The 15934-nt window shown below is 68.0% G+C and carries 15 protein-coding genes; 7 read left to right on the top strand and 8 right to left on the bottom strand.

The genetic code is table 11. The features are described 5' to 3' along the window. Window positions 1-26: 26 nt before the first annotated feature. The 4 genes from G6R31_RS08065 to G6R31_RS08050 form a co-directional block, all read right to left on the bottom strand. Window positions 27-1274, bottom strand: a complete 1248-nt coding sequence (locus tag G6R31_RS08065) for a lycopene cyclase family protein (RefSeq protein ID WP_017870547.1) — start codon at window positions 1272-1274, stop codon at window positions 27-29. Between the two features lie 61 nt (window positions 1275-1335). After that, complete coding sequence (locus tag G6R31_RS08060) at window positions 1336-2085, bottom strand: anti-sigma factor (protein ID WP_017870548.1); 750 nt, start codon at window positions 2083-2085, stop codon at window positions 1336-1338. Further along, on the bottom strand, window positions 2082-3137 hold the full coding sequence (locus G6R31_RS08055) for an RNA polymerase sigma factor (protein WP_017870549.1): 1056 nt from the start codon (window positions 3135-3137) through the stop codon (window positions 2082-2084). The genes G6R31_RS08060 and G6R31_RS08055 overlap by 4 nt, the downstream gene beginning before the upstream one ends. 194 nt (window positions 3138-3331) lie before the next feature. After that, window positions 3332-4768, bottom strand: coding sequence for an IS4 family transposase (locus G6R31_RS08050; protein WP_081608361.1), 1437 nt, complete (start codon window positions 4766-4768; stop codon window positions 3332-3334). Between the two features lie 154 nt (window positions 4769-4922). Between G6R31_RS08050 and G6R31_RS08045 the strand changes: the two genes are divergently transcribed. From G6R31_RS08045 to G6R31_RS08020, 6 genes are all read left to right on the top strand, one after another. Further along, window positions 4923-5201, top strand: a complete 279-nt coding sequence (locus tag G6R31_RS08045) for a twin-arginine translocase TatA/TatE family subunit (protein ID WP_017871002.1) — start codon at window positions 4923-4925, stop codon at window positions 5199-5201. A 51-nt stretch (window positions 5202-5252) separates the two neighbouring features. Further along, window positions 5253-6050, top strand: coding sequence for a twin-arginine translocase subunit TatC (gene tatC, locus G6R31_RS08040; RefSeq protein ID WP_017871001.1), 798 nt, complete (start codon window positions 5253-5255; stop codon window positions 6048-6050). Between the two features lie 123 nt (window positions 6051-6173). Continuing rightward, complete coding sequence (locus G6R31_RS08035) at window positions 6174-7094, top strand: prolipoprotein diacylglyceryl transferase (RefSeq protein ID WP_017871000.1); 921 nt, start codon at window positions 6174-6176, stop codon at window positions 7092-7094. A gap of 129 nt (window positions 7095-7223) precedes the next feature. Next, the gene (gene glmU, locus G6R31_RS08030) at window positions 7224-8684 is read left to right on the top strand and encodes a bifunctional UDP-N-acetylglucosamine diphosphorylase/glucosamine-1-phosphate N-acetyltransferase GlmU (protein ID WP_017870999.1); all 1461 of its coding nucleotides are present in this window, start codon (window positions 7224-7226) and stop codon (window positions 8682-8684) included. Between the two features lie 123 nt (window positions 8685-8807). Beyond that, on the top strand, window positions 8808-9692 hold the full coding sequence (locus tag G6R31_RS08025; protein ID WP_017870998.1) for a UbiA family prenyltransferase: 885 nt from the start codon (window positions 8808-8810) through the stop codon (window positions 9690-9692). Then, complete coding sequence (locus tag G6R31_RS08020) at window positions 9689-11059, top strand: phytoene desaturase family protein (protein WP_017870997.1); 1371 nt, start codon at window positions 9689-9691, stop codon at window positions 11057-11059. Before G6R31_RS08025 ends, G6R31_RS08020 begins: the two co-directional genes overlap by 4 nt. A gap of 12 nt (window positions 11060-11071) precedes the next feature. On the opposite strand, the gene G6R31_RS08015 is transcribed toward G6R31_RS08020, so the two are convergent. The 4 genes from G6R31_RS08015 to G6R31_RS08000 all read right to left on the bottom strand — a co-directional run bounded on the left by G6R31_RS08015 (window position 11072) and on the right by G6R31_RS08000 (window position 14982). After that, entirely contained in the window at window positions 11072-11410 is a 339-nt protein-coding gene (locus tag G6R31_RS08015) for a hypothetical protein (RefSeq protein ID WP_164993941.1), read from the bottom strand. A gap of 243 nt (window positions 11411-11653) precedes the next feature. Continuing rightward, window positions 11654-13414 (bottom strand): S8 family serine peptidase, encoded by a 1761-nt coding sequence (locus G6R31_RS08010; RefSeq protein ID WP_017870996.1) that lies wholly within the window; start codon window positions 13412-13414, stop codon window positions 11654-11656. Window positions 13415-13671: 257 nt separating this feature from the next. Further along, a complete protein-coding gene (locus G6R31_RS08005; RefSeq protein WP_017870995.1) occupies window positions 13672-14100 on the bottom strand; it encodes a GNAT family N-acetyltransferase in 429 nt (142 codons plus the stop codon). A gap of 108 nt (window positions 14101-14208) precedes the next feature. Next, entirely contained in the window at window positions 14209-14982 is a 774-nt protein-coding gene (locus tag G6R31_RS08000) for a hypothetical protein (protein ID WP_152423689.1), read from the bottom strand. Window positions 14983-15086: 104 nt separating this feature from the next. Here G6R31_RS08000 and G6R31_RS07995 point away from each other — a divergent pair, with 104 nt between their 5' ends. Beyond that, entirely contained in the window at window positions 15087-15917 is an 831-nt protein-coding gene (locus G6R31_RS07995; RefSeq protein ID WP_017870993.1) for a hypothetical protein, read from the top strand. Window positions 15918-15934 lie beyond the last annotated feature (17 nt).

The raw sequence follows: 15934 nt of genomic DNA, 5'->3' as shown, positions 1-15934 counted from the left end.
AAATCGCTGGGTGGGAGCGGCGTGCATCAAACCTTCAGCCCCGCGGCGGCGGCCAGCGCCCGGCTGCTCACGGCAGGGTGCGCGAGGGCGGCGCGGGCCAGCGGCAGCCGAACCCGGCCCCCGGTCTGTGCGAACACCCGCAGCATGGTGCGTGCCAGGCTGCCCGCGTCGGTGCCCGGGTGCAAGAAGGCGGTCCACTCGCGGGGGGGCAGGTCAAAAAATGTCCTGAAGAAGTGCGGCAGCGTGCTGCGGTCCAGGCCCAGCAGCGCCCCCACACCCAGCAGATGCACCTCGCGGGCGGCGCGGCGCTCGGGGGGCCACAGGGCGGCCCAGCCTGCCGCTGCCGCGTCGTCGCCGAGGCTGTCCTCGCTCCGGCGAAGGGCGGCGGTCACGGCGTCGGCCACGCCCGGCGCGTCGGCCAGCGCCCCGGCCACCTGAAACCCGCTGACGGGGTGGACCCGGCCCGCCGCCGCGCCGTAGGCGAGCACGGGGCCGGGCGCGGGGGCCTGCGCGTTCATGGGAAAGGCCACCCACTCCTCGCTCTCGATGCCGCGTGGCGGCGTGCCCTGGGCGTCCAGCCGGGCCAGCAGGCGGCGGCGCAACTCGTCACGGGTGGGCGCGGGCCGGGCAATCAGGCTCGTTTCTTCCACGAAGTAGCGGTCTGCGCCGAGGTGCATGGCGTACAGGAAGGTCGCTTCGCCCCGGCGCAGCTCCGGCGCGGGCGTGCGGTAGTCCATCCACACCATGCTGCCGGGCGTGACGGGCGGGCGGCGAAAGCGGGCCACCACCCCATAGGCCGTCTGAAGTGCCGGACCACCGGGAAAGCGGACGGAGGAGACGAGCGCCCCGTGCCCGCTGGCGTCCACGATCAGCCGGGCGTGCCAGACCGCGCCGCTCTCGCCCCCTACGGTCCAGCCCGTGCCGCGCCGCTCGGCGTGCATGGCCCGGCCCTGGGTCCAGGTCCAGTCCGCCCGCCCGCGCAGGGTCCGCAGCAGCGCGGCATTGTCCAGCAGGGCGTAGGGCTGTCCGAGCGGTGTCACGGGGGAGCCGGTGTACACCCGCACGTCGGTCCAGACCTGTTCGGCGCAGCCCTGCGCCCAGGCGGGCAGCTCGCCCAGCCAGGCCCCGTAGGTGGCGGGAAAGGGCCGGGGCGGATGGGGCGCGACTTGCCGCACGGATAGCCCCCGCGCGGCGAGTTCGGCGCTCAGGGCAGTGCCGCCCGGTCCGCCGCCGATGACCAGCACGTCGCAGGAAGGGGAAGAAAGGGGCGCCATACGGCTCAGGCTAGGGCCGGAACGGGCCGGGGCGCCGCAGGCCAGCCGACACTCCGGGGCCTCAGCGCAGCCGGAATTTGAACAGCAGGGGCGTGCTGGGCTGCTCGCTGCCGCCGGGAGGCTCCACGCTGACGGCCAGAACCGCTTGCCGGGGCATGGCGCGGGTGATCAGGCCACTTTCGAACACCCCCAGCGAGCGGGGAAGGGGGGCGTTGCCGGGGCCGGGCAGCAGGCGCCACAACTGGTAGACGCGCCCGGATTCCAGGGGCCGGTCCATGTGGACATACACCCGCCCGTCGCCGAGCCGCACCAGCCGGGCCACGGCGCCGCCCGAGTCCTGCACGGCTTCGAGCTGTGCTCCCGGCGCCGCCGCATACCGCGAGGCCGCGTCGCCCGCCGGACGCAGGAAAAAGCCGAGGGCCAGCGCCGCCGCCAGGGCCAGCAGGGCCGGGAGCGCCCACGAGGGGTCGGGACGCCGGGGGGCACGGGATGGGGCCGGGGCAGCGTGGGCCGCTTCGGACGCCGGGGCCTGCCCTGCCTGCGCGTCGTGGCGGCCAGCGGGAAGCGGCGGGCGGCTTTGCGCGGCGGTTTCGGCCCGCACCCGCTCGAGCAGCCGCAGGTCGGCCCCCTCCGGAATGCTCTGGGCATAGGGGTCGAGGTCGGCCAGCAGGGAGGCCAGCGCGTCGAGGTCGCGGCGCAGCGCCGCCCGGAGCGCGGGGTCGTGGTCGAGCGCCTGCTGCACCCGCTGCTGGTCGGCGCTCCCCAGTTGCCCCAGCGCCAGCGCCAGCAGTTCCTGCCGCGACGCGCTCACGCCCGGACCTCCGGCGCGGCGTTGCGGGGGTCGAGTGGGTCGGCCCCATCCGACGGGGTGCTGTCAGACGGAGTGCTGTCGGACGGGATGTTGTCGGGCAGGGTGCCGTCGGCGTCCTCAACCGGCATCCTCTCGGACGGCGCGGCCTGGGCGGGGAAGGGGTGGCTTTCCGGCTCCGTGTTCATCTCTGCCACCCCCGCCTCTGCCACAGTCACCTCTGCCGGATTGACTTCTGCTGGAGCGATCCTGACTGGGGCCACGACGACTGAAGTCGCCGCCTCACTCGCCCCGGCCTCCTCGGTTCTCTCGGCTTCTTCGGCTGGCTCAGGTTCGCTCCGGCGGCGCGGCGGCTCCCAGGGTTCCACCCGCGTCACAGGCGCGGTGGCGGCGAGGCTGGTGAGGGAGGGAAAGAAATCGGCTTCTGGGGCCGCAGGCGCAGCCGGGTCCGGTGTCATAGGATCCGTGTCGGCAGGCCCGGCGACGGCATGGGCCAGGGCTGTCTGCAGGGCTTCCTGCGCCAGCCCCGGAAGGCGCTGCATGGCCGAGAGCAATGCTTCCTCGACGGCGGGCTGGGGCAGGCCGCTGATTTCGGACAGGCGGGCGGGCGGCTCGCCGCAGTAGTAGGCCAGGGCCAGCAGGTGCAGGTCCGGGTCGCCGGGGGTGTCCAGCCGCCCGAACTGGTCGTGCAGGCGCATGGTGCCGCCCAGGCCGCGCCGCAGTTGCAAAAAGCGGTGGTGGGCGATGCTGATGAGCCAGCCGTGCACGCTGGCGCGGGCCGGTTCGTAGTGCGCGGCGTGGTGCCAGGCGATCATCAGCGCGTCCTCGACTCCCTGCTGAACCGCGTCCGGCGACGCCAGGATGCGCTCGCCCAGGCCGTACAGGGCGCGGGCGTAGCGGCGGTGGAGTTCGAGCAGCGCCCCCTCGTGCCCGGCGGCCATGTCGCGCAGCACCTGCTCGTCGCTGGGCGGGGGCGGGCTGGCCCCTGGCCGGGGGCCGGAATCGGTGGAAAAAGGCCCCGCGTGGGGGGCGTGGGAGGAGTGGTCCGCGCTCATGCTTCTGCCCGCCAGCTTACCGCACCGCCCTCACGGTTCTGCCACGCGCCGCGGAGCTGAAACCGGGCTGACAGGGCCGTGCAGACTGAGGGGTTCAGAGCCGGTTGTGCGGGAAGGCTGCCCCTGGTGCCGGAACACCTCCGCGTTCTAACCTCGGTCTCGCTGGCGAGGTCTAGTGCTTGTCATTCCCCAAATTAGGTGCGAGCTAACTTATACCCCTCGACATAGACCTGAAGCATATTCATTCCCTCCCACAAGGCCTGCCACCCTGGCAGGCCATCGCTTTTTCGGTTCATATGTCCTCCCAACCTTCCCAATGCCAAAATGACGTCCTGCACAGTCTTCAGTTGCCGTTTCAAAACCTTGCTCAGCACCTGAAGTTCGACGGCACTCAACCCAGCGCTCTGAGCTGGATCATTTGGGCGTTCTCGTGAATCCTCGCGTAGCGCGAGTAACCTTGTGGCCACCACACTCATCATCGAAATCATGGCTTTGAGACGCTGACCCGCTTCCAACTGGAGCCGCTCTGCTCCCAGGCCCGTCTTCAACCCTTTATGAAACTCTTCCACCAGCCAACGGGCCTGGTACTGAAGCGCCACTTCGTGCGCTTCCTCAAAGGTCTCAATGTCGGCATCCGTGAGCAGCATCCATTCCAACGGTTCTTTCACGTCATCCGAAGGCTTTTCTGCCACACGAACAATGCTGACCCGTATCCCTTCCTGACGAGGTTTACCTTGACCACCCGCCATTGGTGTCGGCCAAAGGTACGCACGAACAACACTCACTTCAACGTGTGCAGCACGTGCTTTCTGACCTTTTCTCCCTCGAAGGTCTATGGTGTAACTTCCAAGCGGCGAGGCAGCCCTGGCTGCCTCAAAGACATGCCCAATGCACTCCCGTGTGCGGGCATTCGGATCAAGAAGCCGCCGGTTTTGGGCTGCCCTGACAACGAAACCCTGTCCTTGAGCGATGACGCCACGCATAAAGACCTCAATATCTGCCCCTCTGTCACAGACTCTGACCCATCGAACGTCTTGGTCGTCCGGCCCTTTTCCGATGCGTTCAGTTGCTCTTGTCCACAACGCACTTTCCTTGTTTTCCCGCTGGCGTCGCTCAGCGTCGCTCTCTGACGCTGTGGGTGCGGGTTGCCGGAGGTAATACTCCTGATCGAGTATGCCCAGAACCTGAACGGGAAGCCGTTGCCCACTTTGCTGATGGGGTTTTTGCCATTTCACAGCAAGTGTCGTGTGGAGGGTAAACCCCTGCCGAACCGGGGATCTGAGATCCCCGGTCCGCCCAAGGCCGGGAGTCTCCTGATGTCGTGACCAGATGAATTCGCTGCTGTCTTCAAGCAGCAAGAAGGTTCCTGCCTGCCCCAGTGCTGCGCGTACATGGTTGCGGTGAGGTGTTTGAAGGCGCTCAGGGGTTGCCTCCTTGCGTGACATGAAGGTATACGCCGCTTTGACATCTGCTCTACGGTCAAAAAGCTTGGGGATGGACTTCCCGGATCGGGAAGCCATCCCCTGCGCAATGCGTACTGCTCGTTGATTTCTACGCCGATCTCCAAGATCCACAGCACCAAAGTGCTTCAGTGCCCATTGCTCTGCCTGTAGCGGGTGAAAGGTCGTCACCTACATAGACTGCCTCAATTTGGGGAATGACAAGGGTCTAGTGTGGGGGCCTGTGAAGGTCGGGCCGCAGCGGACCCTTTCCGGAAAAATCGCCGCTCGGCCACCCCCCGTTTCCCCTTTCTCTCTTTGTGCCACCCTTTCCCGGAGGAATCCCATGCCGTTTGGACCGCTTGAAATTATTCTGATTCTGGTCGTCATCGCCCTGCTGTTCGGTGCCAAGAAACTTCCCGAGCTGATGAAGGGAATGGGTCAGGGCATTCGCGAATTCAAGAACGAGGTCCGGGACCCCGCCGCCCCCGCGCCCGGACAGACCACCCAGACCACCGTGTCTGCTCAGCCGGTGGTGGACGTGGCCTCGCGCCAGCTCGACCCGGTGACGGGCGCGCCAGTGGTGAACGAGTCCGCCGTGCAGGTGCCCGGCGAACGCCGCTGAGGGCCGCCCGCGAGTGGTCGCCGCAAGAGACGAGATGAAAGGACGCCTGCCATGACCCGCCCGCCGCCTGCCTCGCCGCCCCCGCCGGAACTGGCGAGCGCGCCGCTGTTCGACCATCTGGAGGAGCTGCGGCGGCGCCTGATTTTCAGCGTCGTCTTTCTGGTGATCGGGATGGTGATCGCCTTTACCTACCGCACGCAGCTGATCGAGCTCGTCAAGGTGCCGCTGACCTACTCGGAGCTTTACACCTCCGGCAAGGTGCAGCTCGTCACCACCCGGCTCGCCTCGCAACTGCTGCTGAGTTTCAACCTCGCGTTCTGGGCGGGGCTGGCGCTCGCGCTGCCGCTGATCGTGTGGCAGATCTGGGCCTTTATCGCGCCGGGACTGTACCCGCACGAGCGGCGCTGGGGCGTGCCGTTTATCCTGGGCGCCGGTTTCGCCTTCGCGGGCGGCGTGGTGTTCGGGTACAAACTGGTGCTGCCCACGATGGTGCCGTTCCTGATCGAGTTTCTGGCCGGGACCGTCACCCAGATGCAGGACCTTCAGGAGTACATCGGGACCGTCGTGACGTTTCTGGTGGCGTTCGGGGTGGCCTTCGAGTTGCCGATTCTGGCGGTCATCCTGACCCGGCTGGGCATCGTCAACCACGTCATGCTGCGCCAGGGCTGGCGCTTTGCGCTCGTCGGCATCATGGTTCTGGCCGCCGTGATCACGCCCACCCCCGACCCCGCCAACATGGCGCTGGTGGCGGTGCCGCTCTACGCCCTGTACGAACTCGGCGTGGTGCTCTCGCGGGTGTTCCGGGTGCTGCCGCCCGCCGAGCAGGAGCAGCCCGCCCAAACGTCTTGAAAGCGGCGCACCTCCCCCGGCTCCCTGCTCCTCTTACGGACAGGGGGCTTTCCGTATCTCCTGTATGTCCCGCGTGTCCTGGCTCGTGGGGCGGCTTCAGGGCATACACTGACCCGCAGACCTATGGACCCCGTTTTCTTACAGATCGGCAACTTCACGATTGCCTGGTACGGCGTGCTGATGATGCTGGGCATCGCCGCCGGCTACTGGCTGGGCCTCAAGCTGGCGCGCGAGCGCGGCCTGGACGCCGAACTCTTCGAGCGCATGATTCTCTGGATGCTGCTGTGGGGCTTCGTCGGGGCGCGGCTGGTGTTCGTGCTGACCTCGTGGCACGTCTTCGAGGGCACGCCCTTTCCCCGGGTGCTGCTCGACATCGTCAACCTGCGCAACGGCGGCATCTCCATTCACGGCGGCTTGATCGGCGGCATTCTAACCCTGATCTATTTCGCCCGGCGCTACCGCCTCGACTTCTACCGCTACGCCGACCTCGCCGTGCCGGGCGTGGCCCTGGGCATCATCGGCGGGCGGCTGGGCAACATCATGAACGGCACCGATACGGTGGGGCGCGTGACCGGCTGGCCGGTGGGCTACCGCTGGCCCGACAGCGCCCGCGCCTTTCACGAAGGCATGTGCCGCCCCGCCCCCAACCCCGACATGGACCTGTCGAAGTACTGCGAGCAGGTCGGCAACCAGATCGTGATGACGGCGAACGTCCACCACACCGCGCTCTACGGCGTCATCATCGGCATCATTCTGGCGGTGGCGTCGTATTTCTGGCTCAAATCGCGGATTCCCGGCTGGGCCTTCTGGCAGTTCTGGCTGTGGTACTCGGTGCTGCGGGCCGGCTGGGAAGAAACCTTCCGCCTCAATCCGCTGACGGTCAAGAGCTACCTGAACCAGGGGCCTGACGCGCCGGGCATCGGCCTGTGGACCGACACCCAGATTTTCAGCGTGCCGCTGATTCTGGTCAGCCTGTGGATGCTGTGGCGACTGCGCCGCACCCCCCAGGACGCCGAAGTTGCGCCGGTCCACCGGCAGGGCTGAGCCGCGAAAGCGCTCCGGGGCCAGGGCGAGTGCCGCTCCGGCCCCTTTTTCCTGGCCTGCGCGTCCCGTCCCTTTTGCCCCTTCACCCCTCGCATCCCGACCCTCTACACTGCGCCAAAGGTGACAACCATGACCCAACAACCCCGTCCCCTGGACGTTCTGATTCTTGCCGCCGGGCAAGGTACCCGCATGAACTCCGCCCTTCCCAAGGTGCTGCACCCCATTGCGGGCCGCCCGATGGTCGCGTGGGCCGTGAAAGCCGCGCAGGAACTCGGCGCCCGCACGGTCGTGGTGGTGACCGGGCACGGAGCGGAGAAGGTGGAAGCCGCCCTGCAACAGCCCGGCGTGGCGTTTGCCCGTCAGGAGCGGCAGCTCGGCACCGGCGACGCTTTTCTGAGCGGGGCCTCGGCCCTCACGGAAGGCGGCGCCGACATTCTGGTGCTCTACGGCGACACGCCGCTGCTGCGCCCTGAAACCCTGCGCGATCTGGTCGCCAGCCACCGCGAGCAGGGCAGCGCCATGACCGTGCTGACCGGCGAACTGCCCGACGCCACCGGCTACGGGCGCATCGTGCGCGGCGCGGGCGGCGAGGTGGAGCGCATCGTGGAGCAGAAAGACGCCACCGAGGAAGAAAGGGCCATAGGCGAATTCAACTCCGGGGTGTACGTCTTCGACGAGCGGGCGCCCGAACTCGCCAAGAAAATCGGCAACGACAACAAGGCGGGCGAGTACTACCTGACCGACCTGCTGGGGCTGTACCGCGCAGGGGGCGCCCACGTCCGCGCCTTCCGGCTGAGCGACCCCGACGAGGTGCTGGGGGCCAACGACCGCGTGGGGCTGACGCAGCTGGAAGCCATCTTGCAGCGCCGCATCCACGAGGGGCACCTGAAAGCGGGCGTGAGCCTCTCGCTGCCCGGCACGGTCCTGATCGAGGACACCGTGCAGATCGGGCGCGACGTGACCATCGAACCCGGCGTGATTCTGCGCGGCCAGACCCGGATTGCCGAGGGCGCCGTGATCGGGGCCTACTCGGTCGTGACCGACTCCATCATCCACGAGCGGGCGGTCATCAAGGCCCACAGCGTGCTGGAACAGGCCGAGGTGGGCGCGGGCAGCGACGTGGGGCCGTTCGCCCGCTTGCGCCCCGGCACGGTGCTGAGCGAGGGGGTCCACATCGGCAACTTCGTGGAAACCAAGAACGCGCGGCTCGACGCGGGCGTCAAGGCCGGACACCTCGCCTACCTGGGCGACGTGGAAATCGGCGCGGAAACGAACGTCGGCGCGGGCACCATCGTCGCCAACTTCGATGGGCTGAACAAGCACCAGAGCAAAGTGGGCGCGGGCGTCTTCATCGGCTCGAACACCACCCTGATTGCCCCGCGTGTGGTGGGAGACGCGGCCTTCATCGCGGGCGGCAGCGCCATTCACGACGACGTGCCCGAGGGCGCGATGGCCGTCGCCCGCAGCAAGCAGCGCAACATCGGGGGCTGGGCGCGGCGCTACTGGTCGGCCCCCGAACGCCGCGAGAAGCTGGCGAAGAAGCTGCCCTGGCTGGCCGGGTGGCTGGAGAAGGGGGAGGGGAGAGAGTAGAGAGGGGAGGGAAGAGGGGGGAGAGCCAGGGCGTTCCCCTCTTTGCCGCTCCACCCTGTTCCCTCAGCCCTGTTCCCTCAGCCCTCCACCCTTTACCCTCCACCCTCTCTACAATGCCCCCGCATGTCCGCCCCGCCGTCCCGTCTCCTGCTGCCCCTCTCCCGCCTGCTGGTCATTTCGCGTCCGGCGCTGTGGGTCAACACCATCGGCACGCTGGTGACGGGCGTGTGGCTGACCGGGCGGCTCTGGACGCCCGATTCCGGGGTGCTGGCGCTGCTGCTGTACCTGACCTTGCCCTTCAACCTGCTGATTTATGGCCTCAATGACCTGTCCGACCGTGAGGAAGACGCCCGCTCCAGCCGCAAGGGAGGCTGGCAGGGCGCCCGGCTCCGGCCCGAGGAGGAGGGGCCGCTGCTGCGCTCCACGCTGCTGGTCAACGCGCCTTTTTTGCTGGGGCTGGCGCTGGTGCTGCCCCCCGCCGCCACCGGGGTGCTGCTGCTCTCTGCCGGGTTGTTTGTCGCCTACAGCCTGCCGCCGCTGCGCTTCAAGGCCCGCCCCTTTCTGGACGGGCTGAGCAACGTGGCCTACGCCTTGCCGCTGGCGCTGCCCGCGCTGGCGTTCGGGGTGGCTGTGCCCTGGGCGCCGCTGCTCGCCCTGATGAGCTACTCGGTGGGCAAGCACGCCTTCGACGCCGCGCAGGACATTCCCGCCGACCGCGCCGCTGGCACCCGCACGGTGGCGACCACGCTGGGCACGCGCGGCACGGCGGCCTACGCCCTGGCCTGGTTTCTGCTCGCCGGGGCGCTGCTGTGGCCGGTGTCGCGCCTGACCGCGCTGGCCCTGGCGCTGACCTGCGGCGGCATGGCGCTGGCCCTGCTGCTCTGGCCGACCCCTGGGCAGGCGGGGCGGCTCTATCCCCTGAGCATCGTCACGCCCTGGATCGTGGGCAGCGTGGCGGGCGTGCAGCTCGTCTTTCTGCTGGCGCGGGGCCGGTGGGACGGCCTGTGAAGTCGGTCGGCGTCCTGGGCGGCGGCCTGGCGGGGCTGTCGCTCGCGTGTCTGCTCGCGCAGCGCGGGCACACGGTCACGGTGTACGAGCGCGACCGCGCCGGGGGCAAACTGCGCCGGGCGGCAGCGGGCGGGCTGACCTTCGACACTGGCCCCAGCCTGTTTACCTTTCCCGAGGTCTGGCGCACCCTGCTCGCCCGGCTGGGGGAAACCGACCCGCTGGACCTGCGCCCGCTGCCGGGCGGCCTGGGCACGCAGCACACGCCGTTCGGCGCGGTGCCCCTGCCGGTGCCGCCGGGACATCCCCTGTTCGGAGAGTGGCAGCGCTACGTCGCCGGGGTCGCGCCGCTGCGCCCTCACCTGCTGGCGCTCCTGACCACCCCACCCTGCCTGACCTCGCCCGGATTTCTGCGGGCCAGCCGGGTGCTTGCGGGGGTACTGCGCGGGCACCTCAGCGCGGAAGGGTGGGTGGCCGCCCACGGGTTTTCCCCGGCCCTCGCGCACGCGCTGCGGACCCAGGCGCTGGGTTCCGGGTTGCCGCCCCAGGACGCCCCGGCGCTCTACGCGCTGCTGCCCGGTTTGCTCGGCGCGGAGGTGTACCGCCCGGCGCGGGGCATGGGCGCGGTGCTGGACGCGCTGCTGGCGTTCGCCCGGGCGCGGGGGGTGGTGCTGCGTGAGGCAAGCGAGGTGACGCGGCTGGACGATCTGCTCCTGGACGGGCTGCAACTGGACGGGCTGCGGCTGACCCTGGCGGATGGGTCACAGGTCCGCCATGACCTCGTGGTGAGTGCCCTGGACCCGGCGCGGCTGGCCCAGTTGCGGGGCCGCCCTGCTCCGTCGCCCCTCGCCCGGCGCACCGTGAGCGGGCTGGCGCTGTATTTCGCGCTGCCGGAGGAGAGCGGTCTGCCCGCCACTTCCGTGCTGCCGCCGTCCGATTTCGCCGTGTTCCGGCGGGCGCTGCACGCGGGCGAGTTGCCGCCCGACACCCTGACCCTCGTTCACGCCGAGGGGCGCAAGCTGGCGGTGCTGCTGACCGTTCCGGCGCTGCCACGCGACCTGGAGCCGGGTCACCCCTGGGTGCAGGCGCAACTGCGGCGGGTGCAGGCCGTGACGGGCGGGCCGGACCTGGGGCGCGGCGCGGCGGTCACGGCGCTGGGTCCCCTCCACTACGCGGCAGGCGGGCATCCCGGCGGGGCGATTTACGGCGCGGCGGCTCCGCTGTGGCGTTCGGGGCCGTTTCACCCGCAGCCTTACCGACTGGGGCCAGGGCTGTGGCAGGTCGGCACCGGGGTCCATCCCGGCGGCGGGTTGCCCGCGATTTTCGGCGGGGCGCTGATCGTGGACCGGCTGATGGCTGGGCCGTCCTGACGTGTTCCAGTGTCACTTCATACGGATTCCGATTGAATCTGGTAGTTTCAGATTCAATCCGAGCGGATGCGAGTAGGAAAAAATACGGGTTACGCGATATGGATGCACAGGCAGCGCTTTCCCGACTGTGCAGGAATTAAGCGGAATCCGTATCAGGTCGCCGTAAGGGTCGTCGTTGCCGCCGCCGGACGGAGTCGGTGCGCTTGTTCCCTGGCCGGGCGTCGCGCCGGAGGCCGGAAACGTGCGGGTCTGGTCCCAGGCAATCATCCCGATGCACAGCAGCAGAATGACGGTCAGCGCCATGAGCAGGGGGTCAGGCGAGCGGCGTGGGCGCGGCGCGGGCGAGGTCATGGTCGCCTCTGGTGAACCGGGGAGATGATGCGGGCGAGGCTGCCGCCCACCAGCCCTGGAGAGCGCCCGCTCAAGGCTTGAACTCCGGCCAGTCGCGTTCCCTGAAGGTCACCTCGTTCCATTTGGGATGGAAGCCGGGCGTTTCCTGAAGTTCGTCAGCCCTTCGTCTGCCGGGGCTGAAGGTCCGCGCTGCGAAAAACCCCCAGCGGTGGCCGGGGGTGATGTGGGTTGCCGGAGCGGAGCTTACTGCCCGGTGATCGCCTTCAGCGGCTGCACCAGCCCGGAGCCGAAGTTGTTGTCCTTGCCTGCCGCGCCCAGGTCCTTGGCGGTGGAGGTCAGCAGGTTGAGCAGTTGGGTGTTGGTCAGCGTGGGTTTGGCGGCCCAGACCACGGCGGCGGCGGCGCTGACGTGCGGGGTCGCCATGCTGGTGCCGTCGAAGTATTCGTAGTCCGCACCCGTGACCGCGACGGTGCCGGTGGTCGGCAGCTTGCCCAGCAGCGCTTGCCCATCGGCCTGGAGGATGCCCACCACCGGCACGCTATAGGCGTTGGTCAGGCTCGTGCCCAGGGGGCCCGCCGCGTTGTTGTAGATCATGACGCCCCTGGCGCCGCTGGCCACCGCGTTGGCGGTCTTTTCCTCGAAGGAGCAGGTGCCGCGCGCAATCAGGGCGATGTTGCCGCTCAGCGCCGCGTTGCGGGTGGAGGTGCCGCAGAACTCGTTCGCGCCCGCCGTGCCGGTGCCGTCTCCCGCCCTGACGATGGTGCCGCTGAAGCTGCCCTTGCCGGTGTTGTCGGCGGCCTGCACCTGCGTGAAGGTCACGCCGCCGCCCGAGGCGCTGGCCTGGGTGCCCTGCCCGAGCGGAATGCTGCTCAGCACGCTCACGCCGGGGCCGACGAGGTCCACCTGGTTGCCGAAGTTGGAGAAGTCCGCCTTGGCCTCCGCGCTGTCGATGGCGCCGATGCCCACCACGTTGGTGTAGGCGGCGGGGTAGGACACGGCGGCGCCGTCGTTGCCGGTGGCGGCGACCGTCAGCACGCCTTTGTTGTAGACGCTGGTGTAGGCCCGCTGCTCGGTTTTGCTGGCGCGGCCCCCGCCCAGCGACAGGCTGATGACGACCTTGCTCTCGGTGCCCCCCTGCGACTTGAGCTGCGCGGCGCACCAGTTCACCCCGTTGATGATGCCGCTGGAGCTGCCGGAGCCGTCGTCGCCCAGCACGCGGGCGATGTACAGGTTCACGCCGCTGGCGACGCCGCCCACACCGTTGGCGTCCATGCCGCTCTGCAGGCCGCTTGCGCCCGTGCCTGCGCCGTACTGGGCGAACACCGTGCCCGCGACGTGGGTGCCGTGGTGCGACACGTCGTTGAGCTGGTAGGGGTCGTTGCGATTGAGGTCCGCCGTGAAGTTCTTGAAGCCCTTGATTTTCTTCTGGAACTCGGGGTGGTTGCCGTCGATGCCCGTGTCACCGATGCACACGGCCACGCCTGCCCCGGTGTAGTTGCTGGCGCGAAGCTGCTCGACCCTGAGCGCGTTGTCGCCCCAGGTGTACTCGCCGCTGGCGGTGTACGGCGGGGTGGTCAGGGCGAGGCTGCTCAGGTTGCCGCCCTTGCTGGCGCCCGCGTCGGTGCTGCCGCTCTTGAAGCCCTGGGCGCGGCGCACCAGATCAGGCTCCACGTACTCCACCAGCGGGTTTTTCTCCAGCTTGCTCAGCGCCTCGGGCGAGAGTTTGACCGCCGCCGCGCTGATCTCGGTCCACTGGCTGGTCATCACGCCGCCCGCCGCGGCGATGGCCTGCGCCTGCATCGCCGCCTGCTCGGTCAGGCTCTGGGCACTCAGCGCACTCTGCTTGAAGCCGACTAGGTAGGCTCCGGCAATCACTTCGCCGTCGCTGCTGGGCTGGCTGGCGACAGGCTGGTCCGCTGCGGCGGCAGGCGTCTGAAGCTGCTGCCCGCACGAAGCCAGGGTGAGAGCGAGGGTGGCGGCGAACAGGGTGCGCGTGTGCTTCATGGGGCCTCCGGGCAAAGGAAAAAACGAATGGGAGAAGCGTCTACCGACCAACGGCAGCCAAAAATTTTCTGTCAGAACCGAAGGACTGACATCAAATTGAGCTTGGGCGGAATCCTAGTGTCGGCTTCATCTCTGCCCCTCCAGAATGCCTAGACAGGCTGGTCCGAGTTCAGAACGGTGATTTTCCTTCGTCCAGGAGGACTTCCACAGCAGTGGCTGGAGCATGGGGTGCCTTGCCGGGTGAGCTTGTGTGGAAGTTAAGGCAGGCTGCGCCGCATGACCCACTGCGGGCCGTGTTCGCCTCCGTCGCGCACGAACCAATCGGCAAAGCCCGCCTTCTCGTACACGCGCCGGGCGTGGGCGTTACGCTGGTTGACCACCAGGAACACATATTCCGCCTGCGGGAAATGCCGACGGGCAAAATCGGCGGTCTGCGCCATCGCCGCCGTCCCTACGCCGCGCCCCTGGCAGCGTTCTTCTATGCTCAGCGCCCGAATCGCCGCGCCCGCCGGGTCGGGTTCCGGCAGATACTTGTCGCTCTGCGCCCCTCTGGAAAGGACGAAATACCCCACCACGTCTTCACCGTCCAGAATGCTGACGCCCAAGCTGTCCGGGTCGGCTTCCGCCTCTGGAATCAGGTCGGCGGGGTAGGCCGTGAAGCCCTCCTGCTGCGGCGGAAGCTGCAAGGTGGAGAGCGCGGCGAGGTGCGCGGGTTAGTAGGGGGTGAGGGTGGGCATGGACTGAGGATAGGAGAAAGCCCCCAGCACACTTGCCGGGGGCCAAAAACGTCTGCCTCAGCGAATGCGGATGCTCTGCGCGAGGCGGTCAAGCGCGGCGAGTTTGCCATCTTCGGCGTCCAGCCGCGCACTCATCCGCTGTATGGCCTGCAAGCCGCCCGCTTCAGGAAGGAGCGCCTCGCCAGCCTTCACAGGGAAGCTGGCCGGAGCGTAAGGCAAGCGCACCGAAATGACGTATTTTCCGTCCCGACTCAGTCCCTGAAAGGTATAGAACACGCCGCTGCGCGGGTAATCGGTCAGCATCTCCTGCCCACGAATAGCCAGATACCGCACGCCCTGAAGCTGAGGCGTCTGCACGCGCCGAATGGCTCCAGCGGCGACCTGCGCCGTGTTCGTCAGCGGCAGATAGGGAAGCTCCTTCCACCCGCGCTGGGCGGTGGGCGAACGCTTGCCAGAAATGATGTCCCGCAGGCCACTGAGTTGCTCATTCACCTTCGCTTTGCTTGGCCCCTTGTACAGCGTCAGCCAGTTCTGCACGGGCGTGACCGTGACGTAAGCGGGCGGCATGTCGGCGGGAAACTGAGACTTCCATCTGGCCTGTCCTGCCCTGTCCAGCACCACCCGCACTTGCGAAGGCGAGAACTGAAAGTAGGGGCCGACGTTGGGGCCGCTTTCGGGGTAGGTCACGGCAGGCCGCACCTCTGCCCGCACCGCGTAGCCGGGAGCCGACAGCGTGACGTAGGGCAGCGGCACAGGCTGAAAGCTGACTTTTTCCTGTGCCAGCGCGGGCGAGAGGGTAAGGAGTGCGAAGGTGAGGGAGAGGCGACGCATGCGAAAAGTGTACTTTGACACTGTGACGGGGAAATGATGGTCAGGGGCGTCTAGCAGCCACACCGCGTCAGTTGCCCTTCATGTGTCTGCCCTAGCCTGAGCCTATGCGCCGACTGTTGCCCCTCGCTGCCCTGTTTCTGGCTTCCAGTGCCGCCGCACAGACGTTCGGCCCCGCGACCTTCTACGCCCCCGCCGATTGGCCCGCGCTGGAGCGCATCGCGCAGCAGGTGCCCGCGTTTTCGGGGTTCACCGTTTCGGAGCAGCAGGGGAAAGGAGTTGTCCTGCCCACCCTGACCGACCCGAAGCAGGAAACCGCGTTGCGGGCGGCGCTGAATGCCGACCCGTACTGGCAAAAGCGGCTGGCGGGCTGGAATATGGGCCAGGGCGTCATCCGCATGAAAACGCCCGTCAGCCGCCTGCTGGATGTGGCACGGCGGGTAAAGCAGGAGCGCCCCAACGCCACGCTGCGGATAGATACGGCGTTCGGCAAAGTGCGGCTGAATGCGCCCGCCGCCTACACCCGCGAGTTGGCCGCGAAGTTGAGAACGGGGGATTTGCTGGTGGATAACTCTTGGAAGCCCCTGCCAAAGTTTAGCTACGACGTGCAGCCGCGTCAGGTGAGCCTCAAGTTTGTCGGCGACGACCCGCGCCACGCTATTCCCGATTTGCGGGTCACAGTCAAAAACTTGGGTGACGGCCCAGCTGGACTTGCGCTGTACTGCGGTACCCTCCCCGTTCACGTAATCACCGAGAAAGGGGAAGCGACACCCCCAGTCAACCTTTTCTGCCCTGACATCCTTGATGTGCGGCTGCTTCAGGTAGGAGAAACAAGGACTTTCTCTTCTTTCTCCTTCAGCAATCTCAAAAAGCTGAGGCCGGGGCGCTACGCATGGCTGGTGGGAAAAGAAAAGTTTCCGTTCGTGCTGACGAAGTAAAACGAAAAAGCCCCCAG

It is taken from the genome of Deinococcus wulumuqiensis R12 (assembly GCF_011067105.1).
GTDB lineage: Bacteria > Deinococcota > Deinococci > Deinococcales > Deinococcaceae > Deinococcus > Deinococcus wulumuqiensis.
The sequence above is the reverse complement of the archived record's forward strand: the minus strand, read 5'-3'. Positions and strand labels throughout refer to the sequence as shown.